We start from the raw sequence: 22,192 nt of genomic DNA on the forward strand, positions 1-22,192 counted from the left end.
ATTAATAAAATGAAAAAAATAGCAGTTATCGGTTTAGGGTATGTTGGATTGCCTTTGGCACGTTTATTTGCCACAAAATATCCCGTTATTGGCTTTGATATCAATCAAAAGCGTATAGACGAACTTCGATCAGGAAAAGACCTGACCTTAGAGGTTGAAGACGATATTTTACAGGAGGTGTTGGTTAAAGAAAATCCTTTTGCTACGGAAGAAACAGGATTGTATTGTTCTAACCAACTTACTGATATTGATGCTGCGAATTTTTATGTGGTTACCGTCCCTACTCCGGTAGATAAAAACAACCGTCCCGATCTCACACCGCTGTATAAGGCTTCCGAAACTGTAGGTAAGGTACTGAAAAAAGGCGATATCGTCGTTTACGAATCTACTGTCTATCCAGGAGTTACCGAGGAGGAATGTATCCCTGTGTTAGAACGTGTTTCTGGATTGAAGTTCAATGAAGATTTTTTTGCGGGCTACTCTCCTGAACGGATCAATCCAGGGGATAAGGAGCATACCGTGGAAAAGATTTTAAAAGTAACAGCGGGCTCAACACCAGAGATAGGTAAGGAAGTCGACGAGGTCTACAAATCGGTTATCACCGCTGGCACGCATTTGGCACCTTGTATAAAAGTTGCTGAAGCCGCGAAAGTAATTGAGAATTCCCAACGTGATATCAATATCGCATTTGTCAACGAGCTAGCTAAGATCTTTAATATTTTGGACATTGATACGCATGCAGTCTTGGAAGCCGCAGGAACGAAGTGGAATTTTTTGCCCTTTAAACCAGGGCTAGTTGGCGGGCATTGTATTGGAGTAGACCCATATTATTTAGCACAAAAGGCACAAGAACATGGGTATCACCCCGAAATTATTTTGGCAGGACGTCGCTTAAACGACTCCATGGGGGAGTATGTAGCATCGCAAGTGATCAAATGCATGATTAAGAAAGGAATCAATGTAAATGGTGCGGAAATTTTGATGCTCGGCGTTACCTTCAAGGAGAATTGCCCAGATGTACGTAACACGAAAATTGTGGATGTCATTGCAGCGTTGGAAGATTATGGCGTGAAGGTAACAACGTTTGATCCTTGGGCAAATCCAGCGGAAGTAGATCATGAGTATGGACTTAAATGCCACAACAACTTATCTGAGGGGACTAAATATGATGCGATCGTTTTGGGTGTTGCTCATAAGGAGTTTTTAGGGATTGATTTGAACAGTTTGAAGAAGGGAAACGCTATCATATACGATGTGAAAGGTATTATTTCGGATAAAGCAGATTCTAGATTGTAGTCGTTTTACTTTCGCCAACATTAAAACAAAATTAGGTGGTAAATAATAGGAAGAGCCTTCTCTCGTTAACTGTAATTTACACTATAGGAAACTTGTCGTCGAAATTGATAAGTTTCCTTCTTGTATTTTTTACTACATACTTTCTAAGTAGGGAAGAGGTTGGACAATTTGATTTGATTTTAATCACGGTAAATCTCTTGCTCCCTATCGTTTCCTTTCAGTTATCAGATGCTAGTTTGCGCTGGCTCCTAGATGCTAAGATCGATATTGAGAGGAAGCGAGGCGCCGTTTCAACTATATTTTTTTTCCTCATATTCTCCTTAACGGTTTTCTCTTTCGGGTATCAAATTTACAATCATTATAATCCGTCGCCTTATTCTTCGTACCTTAATATCCTTTTGATATTGCAGGTTTTCTATATCTTTTTGCAACAAACAATCAGAGGGATGGGGTTGAATAAGCTTTATGCATCCAACAGCGTCATTAACGCGATTATTTATTGTTCGTTAGTAATAGGTCTTTTAAAAAATTCTGATTTAAGGTTAGAGGCCCTATTAATATCAAATATTGTAGCATTGGCTGTAACGGCCTCACAATTGGTTTTAAGGGCCAGATTATATAGCTATATAAAATTCAAGTATTCTTCTGTCAGTCAGCTGCGATCTTTTCTTAGCTACTCGATACCATTGATGCCTAATTCTTTGAGTTGGTGGGCCATATCTTCCTCCAACCGTTATCTAATATTGTCGTATGTTGGCGCCGTGGGAAATGGAATTTTTGCAATATCATATAAAATACCAACAATAATGACTATGCTATTAGGCATATTTTCGCTTGCTTGGCAAGAAAAGTCCATACTATCTTACGAGGATGATGAAAGAGATAATTACTATTCTTCGGTATTCAAAAAATATTTGAAAATAGTTTTTTCAATATCGTTTTTAATAGTTGCAGTCAATCAACCTTTTATTAAATATTCCGTCTCAGATTCTTTTTTCGAATCTTATCAATACACCCCCATACTGATCCTTTCAACAATTTTGAGTTCTATCTGTGGCTTTTATGGGACGGGTTTTCTAGGGGCAAAAAAAACTAGAGGTCTTTTGATCAGTAGTATAATCGGTGGAGTCGTAACGATATTGTTTTCATTTCTGTTGATTCCGCTAATTGGACTTTTCGGCGCTGCATTTTCAATCGTTATAGGCTATTTTGCCTTATTAATAATTCGAATAATTGATTCACGAAAATTTTTCCGTTTAGAATTCCCGATTAAGGACTTCATCGGATACTTACTAATTTATTTGGTTATAACCTTATTAGGGTATATCGAAAATATATATTTTATTATTATAAATGTGCTTATAGCTTCTTTATCTGTGTTTTTATTAAATAAAACGATGATTTATAAGGGTTACGCGGTTTTTCTAAAAAAAATAAAATCTAAAAAATAAAAGTATGAAATTCGGACTTTTTACATACAAAAATCGGAATAATAGCTTTAATGTAGGTGATCACATTCAAAGTTTAGCAGCAAAACAGTATCTACCGCAGGTTGATAAACTCATTGAACGTGATTCTTTGAGTCTTTTAAAATTGGAGGATAAGATAGCTGTAATTATGAATGGCTGGTTTACTCATCATCCAGAGAATTGGCCTCCGGTGCCTAATATTGTGCCATTATTTGTGTCATTTCACCTGAACTCTGCACATGCCGCGAAAGTCTTAAATAAAGAAGAAAATGTAAAATACTTCAAAAAGCATTCTCCAATAGGCTGCCGAGATACAGGAACTGTTAAATTCCTGAAGGAAAGAGGGATCGATGCATTTTATAGTTCGTGTCTGACTACTACGCTCGACAAGAAATATAAGTCAAATGAAAGAGGGGAAGATATATATATGGTTGATGTATTATATAAAGACGATATGTTTTCGCAGTATAAAGCATCACCAAGAAGAATTCTTTCAGATATAAAATCAGGAAGAATTTTAAAGTTGTTTAAAAGAGGCAGACAAATAAAGAATATTTTTCCTAAATCTATTTTAGCCAAAGCACAATATATAACTCACTCCTACAGAAATGATGATTATAACGAAGCGGAGAGATTTGCCTTGGCTGAAGATCTCTTGAAAAAGTACGCTCGAGCTAAGCTGGTGATAACCTCAAGAATTCATTGTGCATTACCTTGTCTAGCGATGGGAACCCCTGTTTTGTTTATAACAGGTGGTGGATTGTTCAATAAAAGTGAGATGTCGAGGTTGCAGGGCATCATTGAGCATTTAAACGTTGTTTCTACGGAACCATTAGTTCTTGATAAATCGATTGCAACTGTTGCTAGAACTTTGGATCCAAAGACAATTGATTGGGATAACATAACGAACCCGTCCAGTCATACTAGTTATGCAGAAAAATTGAAGAGTACTTGTGAGACTTTTATAACCAACCTTAGGTAAATTGTCTGTTATATGAAACTTCTATTTTTTATTTCTTCTTTGAGAGGTGGTGGTGCTGAAAGAGTTTTATCTACTGTTTGTAATGAGCTGGTGGATCGAGGTCATGATGTTTTTTTGGTAACAAACTTGCGAATCAATTTTGCTTACGACATAGACCCTAGGATAAAAACTATTGAGCTTTTTCCTGTGCCTCATCTAAAGCATAACGTTGTTAAAAGATACTTTTCATTATATAGACATATAAGAAAAACAGTAAAGGAGATAAGGCCAGACATTGTCACAAGCTTCATGGTTGACCTTAATATTCATATTATATTAGCCAATATGCTCTCGAAGGTTCCGATTGTCGCTTCGGAGCACTATTCATTTGATAGTAAGCATTCTTTTTTTCGTTATGTAAGTCGATTCTATATCAATAGACTTGCATCAAAAGTCGTGTTATTGACTAATTATGACTATGAATTTTTGGGTAAAAGACTTCCAAATAAAATCGTTATACCAAACCCTATAAATTACGAACCAGTTTTGGAAGATATGGTCCGACAACGTACCATTTTAGCTGCCGGTAGTATAAACCGGTGGTTTCAAAAAGGGTTTGATAATCTGTTAAGGGTTTGGTCGGAAATTTACAGTAGTTATCCTGATTGGACATTGAAAATCGCGGGTCAAGGTAGTGAAGAAAAATTGAACTACCTTAAAAATCTCGTATCGCAAATGGGGTTATCTGAATCGGTCGTTTTTATGGGATTTCAATCGGATATGCAGTCTGTTTTTCAGGAATCTGAGGTATTCGTGTTATCTTCGAGGTACGAAGGTTTGCCTATGGTTTTAATAGAGGCGATGTCGCAAGGATGTGCTTGCATAAGTTTTGATTGTATATCAGGTCCTCGAGAGATTATTGAAGATCGAGTTAGTGGTGTTTTGATTGAAAACCAAAATTTGGACGAAATGAAAAATAAATTGATCGAGGTTATGTCAAATTCTAGATTTAGAACCCAGCTTCAAAGAAACGCTGTAATCGAATCATTGAGATTTAGCAAAAGTAAAGTTATCGATAAATGGGAAATGATGTACAATGAGCTATTAGGAGCTAGTGCAAACTCCTCGGTAGATAAAGCTAAGTAGGATAACGGTTAGATAATATGGGGAATTAATCTTACAACCGCGAGTCTGCTTTTTTGTGTGCATGAGGTTATTTATCCATAGTAGAAGATTGTACTTCGACGCTACTCGTAGCAATTATTTCTGAAATTTCGGATTTTTGATATATTTATTATGTTTTCAAGTGATGTATAAATTATTCGCCTACATTTATAGGATTTTGGCAACTCCCAAGATTTTAGTGACATTTAATCTGTTGAAAAAGAATGAACTTACCGATACATATGGTAATTTTAAACATCAAAGGTTCAAATTACAGCTATTGCTAACACAAACTCTGTCTAATATCCCGCTTTACAAAGATGTGGATTTGAATGTGCGATCAGATGATTTTGATTATTCTGAGTTTCAAAAATTGCCTATTATAAGTAAGGAAATTATTAGGAAAAATTCTGCTGATTTACTGAATGCCAATTATAGCAAGCCAAAAGAAGTTTTTCCGCATACCTCAGGAGGATCGACAGGATCGCCAGTACGTTTTTTTAGAACTAAGGATCAAACAAACCAAGGGTTAGCAAACTTTTATTATGCGGTTCATTCTAACGAAGTAAATATTTTTGATCGCTCAGTTGATCTTTGGGGAGCAGAAAGAGACATGCATAATCCAAAGAAATTCTTCGATTACAAAAAGCTTATTTATAACAAAACTACATTAAACACTTTTGTTTTAAGTGATGAAATAATAAAACGGTATATTCATAAGCTTAACGATGTAAAGCCAAAATTTATTAAGGCTTATGTTCACTCCATATATGATATAGCAAAATTTATAAACAGTAATAACTTGAAGATTCTTTTTACCCCTGTCATCCATTGCACAACAGGACCTCTTTATCCAGAAATGGAGATTGAGATACGAAAAGCTTTCAACAATTGCCATGTCTATAGCTTTTATGGTTCAAGAGAGGTGTCTGCAATCGCCACTGAAACACCGACGAAAGATGGTATGTACGTTTTATATGATAACGTTTTCGTAGAAATACTAAATGACGAAGGGGAGCCTGTAAAGTATGGGGAAGAAGGCGAAGTTGTAGTTACTACGTTAAATAATTTTTATATGCCATTGATTAGATATCGTATTGGCGATCGTGCCATTAAAGGAGATCATCATAATTTTGGCACATTAATCTTAAAGAAAGTAGTTGGCCGGACACTTGGGAGTATTAAAAGAAAAGATGGGAGCTCCATCGACGGACAGTTTTTTACAACATTGTTTTTCAATAAAAAGGGTATAAAAAATTTCCAATTGATTCAAAAAGATATCTTGTTTTTAAAACTTAATATTGTTAAATCGGAAATATTTGATTCAAAAGAGTTAGATGAGATAATTCAACGGGTTAAAACTGAACTTCCGGATGTCGTTTTGGACACGGTTTTCTGTGAAAAAATCGATTTGACGTCGACCGGCAAGATTATGTACGTTTATTCAGAACTGTAAATGAATACAAAGGCTATTTCTTACTTCTCGGTACTTCTTGGGATCTATTTTACAATTTATACAGGTATTCTATATAAGGATCCTACTTTTGTAATAGTAATTGTAATAATGGCTTTGTTGAGCTTAATTTATAAACCAGAATTAAGACAGATCTACTTAACTGCCTTGTTCAGTTGTGTTACCATGGGTGCAATTATGATAGGAGTCTTTCAAGAGTCTGGGTCTTTTTTCGATCTCGGTGGGGATGATAGTAAGTTTTTTAGGTATTTTCTTGAAGCAAGTGACGGCAATACCTCGTTGTACCAATTCAGATACGGCAACTACCTCGCTCTTGGTTCAGGTTTTGTTTCTTTGTTGAAAATCTTCGGCCTCGTTCAAATCACGCCTTTATCTGTTTATCCGCTAAATTGGTTTATTGGTGCGAATGTCTGCGTAGCAACCTTCTTTTTAGCCAAGAGATTCGGACTAGATTCTGCAAGATCAAAAATGGTGGCAATATTACTATCCATTTATCCCTTTTTTGTGTTTTATGAGGTGAAAATTTTAAGAGATATTTTCTCGGGTCTTTTATTAATGTCTTTTTTACTTCTGTACACTTCGCGGCTAAAGATAATCGTTCGTATATGTTTTATGGCAGTTATTGCGTTGATTTGTCTGAAAGTTCGCGGAGAATTTATTCTTTACATGGTGGGATATGTTGGGGTAGACAAGTTTTGTGATTTGTATTACAGTAACCAAAGATATAAAGCTATTTTTCTAGCCTTAATTGCAGGTGTTGTTCTGTTGTTCAGCTACAATATCATAATTGGGTTGAGTGGACGAGAAGCAAATGAAGTCAGTGAATTATCTGAATCATATCAGGCAAGTCGAACTAGCGAAAGTTCTGAAGGTTCATTGGGAGCAAAGCTGAAAAGCGGCGGCCCTATATTTACTCCGATAATAATGTTATATATGTGGCTAAGCCCATTCCCACCTCCATTTTTTTTAAAGCAGAATGCCTATAATCTAATTATTTCGGTCGGGGTGATATTTTGGTACTTATCATGCCTCAAAATGCCATTTTATATAAGTAGTTTTTATAAAAGAAGTTCCAACACTGAGAAAAGGAGAGTTATCAGTAAGTTGTTAATCTATATTGCTTTAGTGTCGGCTATGATAGCACTGACGTCAGCAGATTCTAGGCACCTTATATCCTTCTACCCGCTCGCTTTTATATCCTTTGCACTTTTAAAGCAAGATTTTCCGTTATCCCGCTATGGGGTTATGAATTTCTTAGTAGCGATTGGTGTAGTTATTATTATTACAATATATTTTATTCTTAAGATTTTCTAAGCAGATTTTTAGATATGAAAAAAAAGCAAATTCTCATCGCGCTGCCTAATGATGTATTAGGTGGAGCGGAGCAAGTACTAAAAATGATTGCGAAATACTGGTTAGAACAGCATGCATGTGTTCATATTTTCTTCCTAAAGAAGCGAAGCACAGGTGCATGGGAGAGTCTAGATGGCGACTTAAATTTACACTACACGAATGCTGCTTCGGAAAAGAAAGGCCTAATTCAATTTTTTTGGAACCTCCGAAAATTTAAAAGTATAACTTTTGATTATACGTTTACCTCGCATGTTCATTTAAACGGTTTTTTTGGTTTGTTGCGGAAATGTAATGTTGTTAGAACGGAATTTTTTGTAGCTCGCGAATCGACTTCCATATTTGAACGATATTCAGGTTTAAAAAAAGCTTATTTTTCAGCTTACTATTATATGGGGTATTCTGCAATTGATCTTCTTATCTGCCAAACAGAAGGAATGAAGTGTTCCCTTGTGGAGGCATTACCATTTATTGAAAAGAAAGTTGATGTAAAAGTAATTCACAATCCGGTTGATTTGAAGGCTATCCAGTCTGCGGAACAATCAAACGATCTTGTCCAGTCATTCGGGAAATATTTTGTGGCCGCTGGAAGATTGATTCCAGAGAAGGGCTTTGATCTTTTGATCCGAGCTTTTGCAGAAATCAAAACAATCGATAGAAACTATAAACTTGTTATTTTGGGCGATGGCCCTCTTAAGGGAAGATTGGAAGATTTAATCTCTGAATACCGATTAAGTGATTCTGTAGTCTTAGCGGGCTTCGTAAAAAATGTTTTTCCTTTTTTTAGGGGCGCAGAATTGTGTATCGTATCTTCTCGAATAGAAGGATTTCCAAATGTGCTTCTTCAGATGATGTCACAAAATAAGAAAGTAATTTCAACTAACTGTGCGCATGGCATCGAGGATATTCCAGGTTTATTTATGGCCGAGAAGGAGAACGTTACATCCCTAACAAACGCTATCTCTTTAGCGCTAAAGACGGATGGAACCAATAACCGCATGATTTTTGATGAAGAGTTGAAATTACGTTCGATAGATAGCTTTATCAATAGCGTTTTAAATTATGTAAACAAAAAGCAATGAGAAATTTAGTAATTCTTCAAATCATTTTTCTTTTTTGTGTCCAGAGCTATGAGGCGATAGGCCAGATAGACGTTAAACTTTATGGTGCTAAAGGAGATGGTAAAAACGATGATACGCCTAGTATACAAAAGGCAATAGATGAAGCCTCTAATAGAGATGTAGAAGTTTTATTTCCAGCAGGAGTATACAAGGTTTCTACAATTAATATTAAAGCTAGTCTCAGAGGGATTGGAACTGTTAGAATAGTCCGGGGAAATTTTGCCTCCGCGGATCATTACAATTTTTGTAAAGCCCAAAATCAACAAAACTTAGTCATCCAAAATATAATTTTTGATGCGAATGTCGTAGCTAGCAAAAGCTCTAATGTAAGATCAAAAGGTATACCGCTCTTTGTGGTTTCCTGTAAGTATATTGAGATAAAAAATTGTGCATTTAAAAACTCAAGCCGAAGCGGATTAAGAATTGAAAACTCTTCGCATATCAAGGTCAATAGCTGTAGCACTGAAGGAACTCGAGGCAATTTTGGAGATGGTTATTACATAGCCAAAAGTAATCAAATCAATTTTTCAGACTCTAAAGCGAATGATTATACAAGAATCGGCTTCGTAGTTGAGGAAGGTTCTTCAAACATTGTTTTTGAGAATTGTTTGGCATCGTACGGGCATAGCGCCTCGAAACTAACCGGCGGTACAGAATATAATGCGGGATTTTGGTACGAAAACTCTTCGAACATCACGACGAAGAATTGCATAGCAAGGAATAATACCCATAGAGGGTTTGTAGCTTCGAATGGGAAGGGAATTAATACCGATGCAAATTTTCTGTTCGAAAGCTGCGTAAGTCAAAAATGTCCGATCGGTTTTTCCTTTTCATCGAAAGGAAAAACAGCCGTTTTCGTAAATGCGATCAAATGTAAGGCCTATGATGTTGATCGAGGTTTTGTTGCTACAGCTAGAACAGATAGAGATAAGTTTGAATTTAACCAATGTGAAGTGTACATGAAAAAGTTGGCAGCAAATGCAGCTAACAGCATAGCTTTTATGTGGGAAAGCCCATCTTCAACATTAAGTAAGACTAGAGTTGGATCGAAACCAAAATTCATATATTCTAACTCAAAGATATTCTATGATAAAAATGAAAATTTGTCGTTGATAACGAATGGGAGAGTAAACAATGGAGATATCAGTACGCATAGCGGCGGAGAAGTCGAGATAGTAATCAACAATGTTTCGAATTCTTTTTCGAATTCAAAACTCATTTTAAAATCAAGGCGAGGAAAACCGAGTTATATTAATAAATAAATGGAAGAATCAAGATCAATTTTGATTGTAACAAACGTCGATTGGTTTCTTATTTCTCACCGCCTTGTATTGGCTGAAGCAGCATTAAAGGCGGGTTGGAGAGTTTACGTTGCATGCGAAGATTCAGGGCGAAGTGATGAGATAAGGGCTAGTGGGGCAGAATTTATACCTTTTACGTTTTCTAGGTCTGGAACCAATATAATACAAGAAGCGAGGTTATTTTTTCGGTTTAAAGAATTATATAAAAGGCTTCGACCCGATGTTGTGCATCAAATCACGATTAAGCCCGTGGTTTATGGAAGCCTTGCTGCTCGATTAGAAGGGATACCTGGAATCGTTAACGCAATAAGCGGTTTAGGTTATATGTTTGCGCATGGGGAAGTGGGTGTATTTCAGCGATTTATTTTGAGATTAATGAAAATAGGTGCAAATCGAAGAGGTGTATCGTTCATTTTTCAAAACGATGATGATAGGTCTATTTTGACCCGGTTTAATGTTTTAAATCAAGCGAACAGGGTTGAGATAATTAAAGGTTCCGGTGTCGATTTAAAGAAATTTGGTTTTTCTCCGCTACCAGATACTGGCTTGATCAAAATATTATTACCGTGTCGTATGTTGTGGGATAAGGGTGTAAAGGAGTTACGGGAAGCAAGTGAGTTGCTCAAAGCGCGTTATAGTGATAAAATACAATTTGTTTTGGTAGGGATGGCCGATGATAAAAATAAAGCAGGTGTCCCCGAGACATATCTTAGGGATTGGGATGATGGAAAATATGTTGTTTGGATGGGACAACAGTCAGATATGGTTAAATTCTATAGGGCGTGTCATATTGTTGTATTGCCTTCATATCGCGAAGGTTTACCAAAGACGTTGATCGAGGCCTGTGCGATTGGACGGCCAATAGTAACTACAGATGCTGTAGGTTGTAAGGATTGTGTCGATCAGGGAGTAAATGGCATTAAAGTTCCTGTTAAAGATAGTTCGGCGTTAGCTACAGCCCTCGAAGAAATGATTAATAATCGGGAATTGATGATAAGAATGGGAAGCGCTGGTCGTGAAAAAGCGGAAAAGGAATTTGATGTAGTTGGTGTGATCGATAAACACCTGCAAATTTATAACTCAGCTTTGAAAACGTGAATGTGACCGTAACAGGTGCGTCGGGATTTGTTGGACAAAACCTCGCACGATTTTTTCTGAAGGAAGATATCAATTTTTTTCCGCTTTCAGTCCGAGATCGGAAGTGGGAAGAGATGATGCCGATGGTAGGGTCAGCTTTAATTCATCTAGCTGGCAAAGCTCACGATACATCGAACACTACAGATCAACGAGTTTATTTTGAGGTTAATAGAGATTTGACAATCAGGATATTTGATAGATTTTTGGCATCCGAAATACGTGATTTCTTTTTCATAAGCTCTGTAAAGGCTGTAGCGGACACTCTCGTTTCCCCATTGACCGAAGAGATAGCAGGATCTCCCCTCACTCCGTATGGAAAGTCAAAACGCGAAGCGGAGGAGTATTTATTAAATCAACAGTTGCCTGAAGGAAAGCGTTTGTTCATCATTCGACCCTGTATGATCCATGGTCCCTACAATAAAGGGAATCTAAATCTACTTTATAATGTTGTGCGAAAAGGAATTCCGTGGCCGCTAGCAGATTTCCAAAATGAACGTTCATTTTTAAGTGTAGATAACTTATGCTTTTTGCTGGGAAGAATGATGCGGGATGAGACCTTATCCTCTGGCGTCTACAACTTCGCGGATGATAGTCCTATATCTACTAACGCGTTAGTGGGGCTTATCGGAAATTGTATAGGCAAGTCGACAAAGTTATGGCATTTTCCAAAGACTATTGTTAAAAGTATAGCAAGCATTGGCGATGCTATACCTTTTCCACTAAATTCAGAGCGACTTAAAAAGTTGACGGAATCTTATGTTGTATCTAATGCGAAAATTAAGCGTGAATTGAATTTAGATAAGTTGCCTTTAACGGTAGAAGATGGTCTGAAAAAAACGATCCTTTCGTTTGTTAAACCAAGCTGATAGGTAGCTGAAGAATCTACCATATTAAAAACGTGAGCATAATTGACATGATAGCATATTTTGCAGTATTTTTAACCCTATTTATCATTGAGCTTTTTTATTTTAAAGTTGCGAAAAAGTTCAATATTATAGACAAACCCAATCTGCGGTCGTCGCACACAAATGTTACTCTGCGGGGAGGAGGTATTATTTTTTATTTCGGAGCCGTTATCTATTTTTTCTTTTCTGGTTTCCAATATCCGTGGTTTTACTTGGGGTTAACATCGATGACCATCGTTTCTTTTTTAGATGATGTTTTCACCTTGTCGAATAAGATACGGTTACTATTCCATTTTGGATCAGTCTTATTGATGGCTTACCAATTAGATGTTTTTGAAATGCCTTGGTATTTTTTGCTTATAACTTTTATTGTAGTAGTGGGGGTTATCAATGCTTATAACTTTATGGATGGTATTAACGGTATAACAGCATGCTATAGCCTGGCAGTTGGCGGACTATTGATGGTTGTAAATCGGCAGATCAACTTCGTGGAGCAAGATCTCCTCGCTTATAGTATGCTTGGTTTATTGGTCTTTACATTTTTTAATTTTCGAACAAAAGCAAAGTGTTTTGCGGGAGATGTGGGATCGGTTGCCATTGCATATATCCTATTATTCGCTTTAGGTGCGCTAATTATCAAAACTGGTAACATGATATATTTTTTATTCTTAACTGTATACGGCGTTGATACTGTTTGGACTATCCTCCGCCGTATTTACAGACGGGAAAATATATTTGAAGCGCATCGGTCACACTTGTACCAATATTTGGGTAATGAAGCTGGAGTCAATAAGCTTGTGGTTTCATTTGCTTACGGTGTATTGCAGCTTATTATTGGTTGGCTCGTAATTAATATGGCCGACACTGACACACAGTCGCAGTTATTATTTTCCATTTCCTTATTATCCATCACTAGTATAGCGTATTTATTTTTCAAGCAAAGGGTCATTAAGGAATATGTTAACGGATCAATAAGGTAGAAACATCAAATTAAATTAACACAGACAGTATGGTTGAGATTCTACACGGAGGAAAGGCTCAGGATCATAGAGGACAAATAAGATTTGTCAATGATTTTGATATGTCGAATGTGAAACGATTTTATATTATAAAAAACACCGATACTAAACTTGTGCGCGGCTGGCGGGGACATCGCATAGAGCAGCGTTGGTTCTACGTATTGTCTGGGTCTTTCACTATCGATTTAGTAAAAATAGATGATTGGGATATGGCTTCGAGGGATTTACCTGTTGATAGAAAATTATTAAATAGTACCGAGCAGCAATTACTACACGTGCCGGATGGTTATGCCACTGCTGTACAAGCAAACGAAGAAAATTCAGAGCTGTTGGTTTTCGCTGATTACGGAGTCGAGCATGCGTCATTTGACGATTATACTTGGAGCACAACGCACTTTATAAATAGAGTATGAGCAACAATTGGTAAACACGCAAGGTGTATTCCAAATAAAAAGCTATTTTTGTAGCAATGTCGGAGAAAATTGGAGAGCTTTTTGCTTTCAGGAATCGAATTAATTTAAAGAAAATATATGTGTAAACGTATCATAGGTGTAGGTGTTTCGCTTATCATAGCCTTAGCGTTATTCTGCACCTCCTGTGCCAGCAGAAAAGATATAGTCTATCTGCAGCCTGACTCGGTGGAATTAAATGCTAGCTATTCTATTAATGCCCCCAAATTACAACCAGGCGATATTTTAGCTATTTCTGTAACGGCAGATGATGTGAGAGCAACGCAACCGTTTAACCAAATTTCTTCCTACCAAGGAACAGGCGGATCTATACAAGCCGCAAACCCGTTTATTCCAACCTATACGATCGACAGTAATGGTGAAATCGATTTCCCAAAGCTCGGTAAGATAAAGTTAACAGGGAAGACGAGAGTGGAAGCCTTGGACATGATACGAGACGAAGTCAGCAAATATATTGTTAATCCAGGAGTCAGTGTAACCGTTAGAAATTTCCGGGTAACTGTGCTTGGAGAAGTTTCTCGTCCAGGTACATTTCCTATAGATAACGATAGGATAACAATTCTCGAAGCACTCGGCCTCGCCGGCGATCTAACTATATATGGTAAACGACAAGATATACTTGTAGTCCGCGAACAAAATGGAAAGAAAAAGGAATACAGATTAGATCTGACAAAAAGAGAGACTTTCAACTCACCCGCTTATTATTTATCGCAGAATGATGTGGTGTATGTTGAACCAAATGGTGCTCGTATACAGACTTCTAGATATACTCAAACTACATCAGTTTTTGTCTCGGTTGTCGGTTTAATTATTACAGTGATCTCTGTTCTCACGCGTTAATCTTTAATGTTTAGTATGATGAAAGATAAAGTCTACCAAAAGTCGCGAGATATGGATGATCAGGACATTAATCTGAAACAATTAGTAGAGCAATACGCGTTTTACTGGAAATGGTTTGTTTTATCAATTTTTGTCTGCCTCTTCGGAGCATTTCTTTACCTTCGTTACGCGCAGCGCATTTACAACGTAAACGCTAAGATCTTGCTGCAAGATGAAAAGCAGGCTTCTGGCGATATGGCAGGGTTATCGGAATTATCGAATATGTCTGGAATTGGAGGTACTTCAGGCGCATTCGTCAACGATCAAATGGAAGTAATTAAATCGCGACGAATAATGCGAAAGGTAGTCGAAGCGAATCGTTTAAATATATCTTATTACTCTAAGGGGAGTATAATATCATCTGAAATTTTAGAAAGTGAGTCTCCTTTAAAACTGATTTTAAATGAGTCTAATACAATTCGTTTAGATTCTATAAGCTATTCTTTCACAATTAGTAAAGTTGGAAAATCCGTTAAAATCAAAGATGAGGTAAACGGAATTCGTGATTATAAATTGGGAAGTCCGATTTCATCACCGATCGGAAATATTTCGCTTGTTCCTCAGAGAAATACACAATGGGAAGGCGATTTGACAATCGCTTATCAGCCCACTGATGTTGTTATAGACGGTCTTAGATCGTCCGTCGAAATATCCCCTAATAAGGAACGACAATCATTTTTGATTAATTTCTCGATGAGTCATACATCTAAAGACAAAGCTCGGCTCGTTTTGAATTCGTTAATTCGTCAATACAATGCAGATGTTACGGAAGATAAAGCCATGGTTACAAAAGCGACGTCAGCATTTATTGATTCAAGATTGGGATTGATTTCTAAAGATCTTGCGTCAGCAGACACGCGCGTTGCAGATTTTAAAGATCGCAACAATATGGTCGATATGGCGGCAGAGGCACAATTATATATGCAGAACGCAACCACCAATGAACAGAAATTGGTTGAATATCAAACACAATTGCGTCTTGCAGATATGATGAGGTCTGCGATAAGTGATAAAGATATCTCTCTTTTGCCTTCTAATATAGGATTAAATGACCCTTCTATTCAGGGAAATATACAAGGCTATAATGATTTGATATTAGAGCGGGATGATTTGTTAAAGTCTGCTACTCCTGATAACCCGGTTATACAGAATTTAAATAAAAATATAGCAGAAATAAATAAGAGTCTGAATTCATCGTTGGATAATTACAGACGAGTTTTACAAAGCAACGTTAGCTCTCTTCAAGCTCAGAAAAATAAGTTTGAAGGAAAACTCGGACAATTGCCCAACCAGGAGCGCGGATTTAAAGATATTTCGCGGCAACAACAAATTGTGGAATCACTTTATCTTTTCTTGCTACAAAAGCGAGAAGAAACAGAGATTAAGGCTTCAGCAACACCTGCTAATTTGAAAATTGTGGATGAAGCATATGGGTCGAATATACCTGTGGCTCCAAAAAAATCAATAGTTTTGCTGGGTTCCTTTCTAGTTGGATTACTTATCCCGTTAGGAATTCTTTATCTGAAATTCCTTCTCGACAACAAGATCCATTCTCGAAAAGATATTGAAGAAGCCTTCGGTGCGCCTATTCTTGGCGAAGTACCCTCTTCGGACCATCCAATTATCGAAGAAAATGATCGATCATCTTTAGCTGAAGCTATTCGGATATTGCGCACCAATATTTCCTTTATGTTGGGGCATAAGAAAGATCAGTCTTCAGTACTTTATGTAACGTCCACGACATCCGGCGAAGGAAAATCGTTTATTGCCACCAATCTCGCGAAGATACTTGCGATGTCGGGAAAGAAAGTACTGTTGATTGGTGCCGATATCCGCTCGCCGAAGGTATTGGATTATTTGGGACTATCGCACCTACAGCATACGAATATCGGGATTACGCAATACCTGATCAATCCCGAGATGTCAGTGTCTAATATTGTGATCAAGAAGCCAGAACCCTATAATTTCGATATTATCTATTCGGGCTATATTGCACCCAATCCGGCTGAGCTGTTGATGAATGGGTACTTTGCGGATGTCATTGCCTATGGGCGTATGCAGTATGACTATGTGATCGTGGATACGGCGCCAGTGAGTTTGGTGACGGATACGCTGTTGATTGCCGAACATGCGGATATGACCATCTACGTAGCGCGTTCGAACTACTTAGATAAGCGTTTGCTTAATGTGCCTAAGGAACTGTATGAAGATGGCAAGCTGAAAAATATGGCCGTTGTCATCAACGATGTGGATTTCAAACGCGGTTACGGCTATGGCTATGGCTACGGCTATGGCTATGGCGAAGGCACGAAAGAGGTATCCCTTCGCAAACGGATCAGCAAGTTTTTGAAAGATCCCTTCAACAAAAAGAAGGATAAGCTTTAGACTCGCTCGCCTGTTTCGAAAATCCCGATAGATTATCCCTATCGGGATTTTTTTTCGGACAGGGCTTTAGCTTTATTCACTCGGCAAGCAGCGCGATTGCTCGATATGCGCAACACCCTATAAAACTTTTTTTATAGGCAATCCGGCAGTTCGCTTGGCATTAAACTTGCTTTAAGGATTGCCGTCAACCTACTTCCATGTTTTGTTCCCTCCTTGTTGGGTGATGGCATACGGTTGGCCCATAGTACATAAAAAGAAGATATGCATACAACAGATCAGGCGATGAAGCCTATATTGGTGATTTTGGCCGCAGGCATGGCCAGCCGTTACGGATCGGCAAAGCAGGTGGATGGCTTCGGGCCAAACAATGAAACGATTATCGACTACTCGATTTACGATGCGATCAAAGCAGGCTTTGGCAAGGTGGTCTTCGTGATTCGCGAAGAGTTTTTAACAACCATGCAGGCTAACTTTGATGCCAAACTACGGGGCAAGATCGAGGTAGCCTATGCGTTCCAAGATTTCAACTTGAAGAAATTCGGTGTGGATACGGTCGTGGAGCGCGAGAAGCCGTGGGGAACGGCGCACGCTGTGATGAGTGCCGAGCAGGCGATTGATCGCCCTTTCTGTGTCATCAATGCTGACGATTTCTACGGTTTCGATGCCTTTCAAAAAATGCACGACTTCCTCGTCAACGAGGCGCACGATGAGGAGATGGCCATGGTGGGTTTCGAAATCGGCAATACGCTGTCCGATCACGGCTATGTGTCGCGCGGTGTCTGCGCGATCGACGATAAGGGCTACATGCAAAGTGTGACAGAGCGCACGAATATCTACCGCGGTGCGGATGCCTGCGCCGACAGCATTGTCTATAAAGAGGGCGAGCAGGAGCACCCTTTGTCGGCGGAAACGCTGGTGTCGATGAATTTCTGGGGCTTCACGCCCAAGATTATTGATGTGGCGCGTTCCCTGTTTCCCGATTTTGTGCAGAAAAACAAAAGTAATCCCAAAGCGGAATTCTTTATCCCGTCCATTCCGGATTACATGGCGAAAATGGGCTTGGCACGGTTTAAGGTTATCCCCACGTCATCGCCTTGGTTCGGGGTGACCTATAAAGAAGATAAAGAACAAGTGCGCGACAGCATACGTCAGCTCGTAGCCTTACAGACGTATCCCCATACGTTATATGCGGCAGACAAACGGGTGGATGCTGCCTTGTATTTGGAACAATAGCACGAACATAGCGCGCTATCCGTTCGAATAGAGCTTGTTTATCGTTTCAGGGCAAATCTCTGTTACAACATTATTTTTTAAATCCCACCCTTTTGGGTGGGAAAGTTTACGCCCTGCTGCGGTATTTTTGGATTATCATCTACCTACGAAAAGCAATGGTTAATCTAAATACGTACAGCATGGCGGTAATCGATAGCCGACCGGCTTATTTACAGAAATTGCGCGACTATTTCCAAGAGTCAACGGCATTCCATTCCATAATTGCCGTGGGTAGCATTGACGAGTTTTACGATCACCTGGGGAGGCAAGAATTCGATATCGTACTCTGTGGCATAACGCCGGCTCTGCAACCTGTGCAGGCTCTGTTCCGTGATTTGCAGAGCCGGTCTACCGCCAACAAAACGGTGCTGCTTGCGCCGTTGGAACAAAAAGCCGACATTTTTCGGGGCATCTGTTTTGGTGCCACGGCATTTCTGCCGGAACGCCTGCCGCTACCGATTATGGAGCAGCGGCTGCTTTTCCACCTGCAAGACAACTACTGGCTCCATGCCGAGCTTGCCCGGCAGATGCTGCATTACTTCGAGCAGCAGTATGTCTGTACCTCCGGCATCCTGCATCCGTTAACCGAAGCGGAGCATGCCTTGCTCTTGCTTGTTGGCGAAGGAGCCTGTCTGCAAAAGGTCGCCGAAGCGCATAAGCATGAAGAGAACCAGATCAGGTCCCTTGTTGGGGGTATTTTTTACAAACTGCATCTCATACATCGAAAGGAAAGGGCGCTGTCCCTTTGTCCAGTCAGTTGAGCCGATCTACCAGCACCATAAATAGCAGCCTAAACCATTTATTTTTTTCACGCCATGTTCTCTATTTTTAATCGTAAAAGACGCTATAATGATTTAAGTTGGATGGCCGTAGATATGCATACGCATGTGCTGCCCGGTCTGGATGATGGCAGCACCTCGGTGGCCGATAGCACAGCGATGATTACCCGCATGCACCAATTGGGTATTGTGCAGTTTTATGGTACGCCCCATGTGCAGCAGGATATCTACCCGAATGATAATGAGGCGATCTTATCTGCCTACCGGCAATTGGAGGATGTTCCTGTCCTTAAAAATATCTATATCGACTATGCGGCGGAATACACGGTAGAGCAGGCCTTCCTGCAACAGATTTCCCATACAGCGGACAGTCTCTTGCCGCTCGCTGGCCGCTACATCCTAATTGGCATGTCCTACGTCAGCGAGAGTCCGGACATAGTTGCGGTGATCAATGCCTTGACGCAGAAGGGCTACACCCCGATGTTGGCCAATGTCGAGCGTTATGTGTATTATCACCAGGATATGAGTCCGCTGAAAAAATTTAAGGACCTCGGCTGCTTGCTGCAAGTGGGGCTGCTGTCCTGCTACGGCTATTACGGCTCTAAAGAGAAGCAGGTGGTAAAAAGTTTGCTGGACCAGGGTCTGATTGACCTGCTGGCCACTGATATACACTACGAACGGCATGTGAAGGCTATTGAACACTTCGTCGGAAAACAGGATCTTTCTACCTACTTCGCTGCCAAAATCAAGAACAAAACGTTGTTCTTGGCCAATCAGGGTATCGATGCCTAGCATGCCGCCCATGCGATCGCATGCCCAAACCTTTGCAAAACCAATCCTCATATACAGGTAGTTTCCTTTCGGAGCTTCGGTGTCTGTGGTGGGAGACCGCTCCATCTGCAGGACTGCCTTTTTTTTAGCACAAGATGTTTCTGCTCGCAAGAGAGAACGCTTGTGCTTTTTTTTGTCCCTCGCCGTGACCAGGTTGTCCCTCGCCGGGACAGGGGCGTTACTTTTGAAGGGCAAAAGTAACCAAAACCCCGTCGCTGATTTTTGTTGCATCCTTATTGGGCAGTGCATGGGCAAGTTCCTACAGACGCAACAAAAATGATGCGACATTGCTGTTAATGATGGGCAGAAGCGATAGTGAGCGTGCTGCTGATGATCGCGTTACGCTAAAGCTGTTGTGTATTACGTGAAGAAGTGAAAAGGTTAAGATGTCATAAGGTTAAGATGTGATAAGGTGATGAAGTGACGTGCCAGCTCTTAAATAGTGAGCAGAAGCGATAGTGAGCGTGTGCCTGAAGATCGCAATACTGTAGATAGCGAACGACAACTTTTTGATAAGGGAGAGCATGCAACGGAACTTTTGGGTCTCCTTGCAAGTGCTGGCTGGCAAAGAGCATGTTTGGCGGTTTTGAGGGCAGGGCAAGCATGGAATCATGTCGCCATCGCATCCAAAGCGATGGCGGCGTTATTCCGGCTTCGGCCAAACAGGGTGCTTTGCGCAGGAAGGGCCTGTGCGACAGAGCACCTCAAGGAGACCAAGGCTTTTGATCACTTTTGGCCTTCAAAAGTGATGCCCTGCCGCGACGAGCGGCGAAAGGGATTAAGGGAAGCTACCAAAGGATTGAACAGCAACCCCGCGGAAGCGACATGCATCCTTGTGGGGCAGTGCATGGGCAAGTCTCTACAGACGCAACAAAAATGATGCGACATTGCTGTTAATTATGGGCAGAAGCGATAGTGAGCGTACTGCTGATTTTCGCGTTATGCTAAAGCTATTGTGCCTTGAGTGGAGAAGTGAAAATGTGAAGAAGTGAAAAGGTTTAAATGTGATAAGGTGAAGAAGTGATAAGGTGAAGAGGTGAAAAGGTTAAGATGTCATAAGGTTAAGATGTGATATGGTGATAAAGTGACGTGCTGGCTATTAAATAGTCGGCAGAAGGGATAATAGTTTGCTGCTGATCATCGTAATCTGCATTACTGTAAGATAGCGAACGATTGCCGTTGATAAGGAAAAGCGTATAACGGAACTTTTAGGTCTCCTTGCCTGTGCTGGGTGGCAAAGAGGATGTTTGGGGGTTTTGAGGGAAGGGCTAGCATGGAATCATGTCGACATCGCATCCAAAGCGATGGCGGCGTTATTCCGGCTTCGGCCAAACAGGCTGCTTTGCGCAGGAGGGGCCTGTGCGACAGAGCACCTCAAGGAGACAAAGGCTTTTGATCACTTTTGGCCTTCAAAAGTGATGCCCTGCCGCGGCGAGCGGCTATTTAATATAAAAGGGCCGCCGAGGCGACCCTTTCACTGCTTATGAAAATTATGTTTCCCGGGGAGAGAAACGATAAGTCAAAATTACAAATAAAATTTGATCAACCTGTTATCCAATAAGAAAAATGTTGTAACATTTATAATAGTTGTGGCGTTTTTCCTACAACACAATCGATTGTTCTTTTTTGTGTCTTTTTCACCTTTTATCCTGACTCAGGTAGTCAAGGCTATTCCATCGACCTTTTTTGAGGTGCCATTTCGGCAAAATTGCCTCGAGCCCTTCTAAACTTGACAGCAAGCGTACCTAGACTTAAGTCTAGTTCTGCAGAAAGTGCTGGAAATCAGTTTTTTTAAAGTCTTTGGCCTTTCTGTACCCCTCAAAGGCTTGTAGTTGTTGGGTGTCGCGGTTATTTAACCCCTTCTGACCGCGGGTCGTTTGATGAGGGTAATTCCAGCAGTAAAAAATATTTTTTGTTTGGAGTTGACAGCTAAGATAAAAATACTATTTTTGTGGCCATTAACCTACACGGTCAATGCTACTGCTGAGCGGCCGTTTAAGAAAAGGAAAAACATGCGGATCGGACGACACTGATCATCAATAAATAGTTTAGTTCGATTTGTTACAATAGATACCATGAAAAATATGATTTTCGTTACATTTTAACTGTGAAAAATACGGTTTTTATAAGATTTGTAGTCAATTAATATAAAATTAGCGATAATGTAGCATAATGTTTACAATTAATAGCTATATTTGGGTCTACAATTTACAGATTAACACCGAGTGGGGCAAAACCCGCGGATATTGTACGGCAAAATACATCAATCTAAGCTAAAAACTTGTAAAAAGGCTGTACTTATGAAAATTTTGAACAAAATTAGTGTTTACGAAGACTAAAAATTGAAAAAAACAGAAAGCATTAGAATTAAATAGTCTT

18 protein-coding genes are annotated in these 22,192 nt (G+C 39.5%); all 18 read left to right on the top strand.

Annotated elements, in window-relative coordinates; all coding sequences use genetic code 11:
- The first annotated feature begins 9 nt into the window (after positions 1-9).
- Positions 10-1,296: a nucleotide sugar dehydrogenase gene (locus IE165_RS11505; protein WP_189626774.1), complete on the top strand. Its 1,287-nt coding sequence runs from the start codon at positions 10-12 to the stop codon at positions 1,294-1,296.
- A 35-nt stretch (positions 1,297-1,331) separates the two neighbouring features.
- Complete coding sequence (locus tag IE165_RS11510; protein WP_229826518.1) at positions 1,332-2,747, top strand: lipopolysaccharide biosynthesis protein; 1,416 nt, start codon at positions 1,332-1,334, stop codon at positions 2,745-2,747.
- Positions 2,748-2,751: 4 nt separating this feature from the next.
- Positions 2,752-3,747 (top strand): polysaccharide pyruvyl transferase family protein, encoded by a 996-nt coding sequence (locus tag IE165_RS11515; RefSeq protein WP_189626776.1) that lies wholly within the window; start codon positions 2,752-2,754, stop codon positions 3,745-3,747.
- Positions 3,748-3,759: 12 nt separating this feature from the next.
- Positions 3,760-4,872 carry a glycosyltransferase family 4 protein gene (locus IE165_RS11520; RefSeq protein WP_189626777.1) on the top strand — a complete coding sequence of 371 codons (1,113 nt, stop codon included), beginning with the start codon at positions 3,760-3,762 and terminating at the stop codon, positions 4,870-4,872.
- 232 nt (positions 4,873-5,104) lie between these two features.
- A complete protein-coding gene (locus IE165_RS11525) occupies positions 5,105-6,346 on the top strand; it encodes a phenylacetate--CoA ligase family protein (RefSeq protein WP_189626778.1) in 1,242 nt (413 codons plus the stop codon).
- Complete coding sequence (locus IE165_RS11530) at positions 6,347-7,678, top strand: hypothetical protein (RefSeq protein WP_189626779.1); 1,332 nt, start codon at positions 6,347-6,349, stop codon at positions 7,676-7,678.
- A gap of 14 nt (positions 7,679-7,692) precedes the next feature.
- Positions 7,693-8,796 (top strand): glycosyltransferase, encoded by a 1,104-nt coding sequence (locus tag IE165_RS11535; RefSeq protein WP_189626780.1) that lies wholly within the window; start codon positions 7,693-7,695, stop codon positions 8,794-8,796.
- Positions 8,793-10,097 carry a right-handed parallel beta-helix repeat-containing protein gene (locus tag IE165_RS11540; protein ID WP_189626781.1) on the top strand — a complete coding sequence of 435 codons (1,305 nt, stop codon included), beginning with the start codon at positions 8,793-8,795 and terminating at the stop codon, positions 10,095-10,097. The genes IE165_RS11535 and IE165_RS11540 overlap by 4 nt, the downstream gene beginning before the upstream one ends.
- Positions 10,098-11,234 (top strand): glycosyltransferase family 4 protein, encoded by a 1,137-nt coding sequence (locus IE165_RS11545; protein WP_189626782.1) that lies wholly within the window; start codon positions 10,098-10,100, stop codon positions 11,232-11,234. It begins immediately after the preceding gene.
- Positions 11,231-12,139: an NAD-dependent epimerase/dehydratase family protein gene (locus IE165_RS11550; RefSeq protein ID WP_189626783.1), complete on the top strand. Its 909-nt coding sequence runs from the start codon at positions 11,231-11,233 to the stop codon at positions 12,137-12,139. The genes IE165_RS11545 and IE165_RS11550 overlap by 4 nt, the downstream gene beginning before the upstream one ends.
- Before the next feature lie 47 nt (positions 12,140-12,186).
- On the top strand, positions 12,187-13,158 hold the full coding sequence (locus IE165_RS11555; RefSeq protein WP_229826519.1) for an MraY family glycosyltransferase: 972 nt from the start codon (positions 12,187-12,189) through the stop codon (positions 13,156-13,158).
- Positions 13,159-13,187: 29 nt separating this feature from the next.
- Positions 13,188-13,610, top strand: coding sequence for a WxcM-like domain-containing protein (locus tag IE165_RS11560; protein WP_189626784.1), 423 nt, complete (start codon positions 13,188-13,190; stop codon positions 13,608-13,610).
- A gap of 117 nt (positions 13,611-13,727) precedes the next feature.
- Positions 13,728-14,507, top strand: coding sequence for a polysaccharide biosynthesis/export family protein (locus IE165_RS11565; protein WP_189626785.1), 780 nt, complete (start codon positions 13,728-13,730; stop codon positions 14,505-14,507).
- 15 nt (positions 14,508-14,522) lie between these two features.
- Entirely contained in the window at positions 14,523-16,931 is a 2,409-nt protein-coding gene (locus IE165_RS11570) for a GumC family protein (RefSeq protein ID WP_229826520.1), read from the top strand.
- Positions 16,932-17,192: 261 nt separating this feature from the next.
- Positions 17,193-18,164 (top strand): nucleotidyltransferase family protein, encoded by a 972-nt coding sequence (locus tag IE165_RS11575; RefSeq protein ID WP_229826521.1) that lies wholly within the window; start codon positions 17,193-17,195, stop codon positions 18,162-18,164.
- A 92-nt stretch (positions 18,165-18,256) separates the two neighbouring features.
- Positions 18,257-18,964, top strand: coding sequence for a response regulator transcription factor (locus tag IE165_RS11580; RefSeq protein ID WP_189626787.1), 708 nt, complete (start codon positions 18,257-18,259; stop codon positions 18,962-18,964).
- A 54-nt stretch (positions 18,965-19,018) separates the two neighbouring features.
- The gene (locus IE165_RS11585) at positions 19,019-19,774 is read left to right on the top strand and encodes a tyrosine-protein phosphatase (protein WP_189626788.1); all 756 of its coding nucleotides are present in this window, start codon (positions 19,019-19,021) and stop codon (positions 19,772-19,774) included.
- Between the two features lie 481 nt (positions 19,775-20,255).
- Positions 20,256-20,693 (top strand): hypothetical protein, encoded by a 438-nt coding sequence (locus IE165_RS11590; protein ID WP_189626789.1) that lies wholly within the window; start codon positions 20,256-20,258, stop codon positions 20,691-20,693.
- Positions 20,694-22,192 lie beyond the last annotated feature (1,499 nt).

The sequence above is a fragment of the Sphingobacterium griseoflavum genome, from assembly GCF_014653155.1.
GTDB classification, from domain to species: domain Bacteria; phylum Bacteroidota; class Bacteroidia; order Sphingobacteriales; family Sphingobacteriaceae; genus Sphingobacterium; species Sphingobacterium griseoflavum.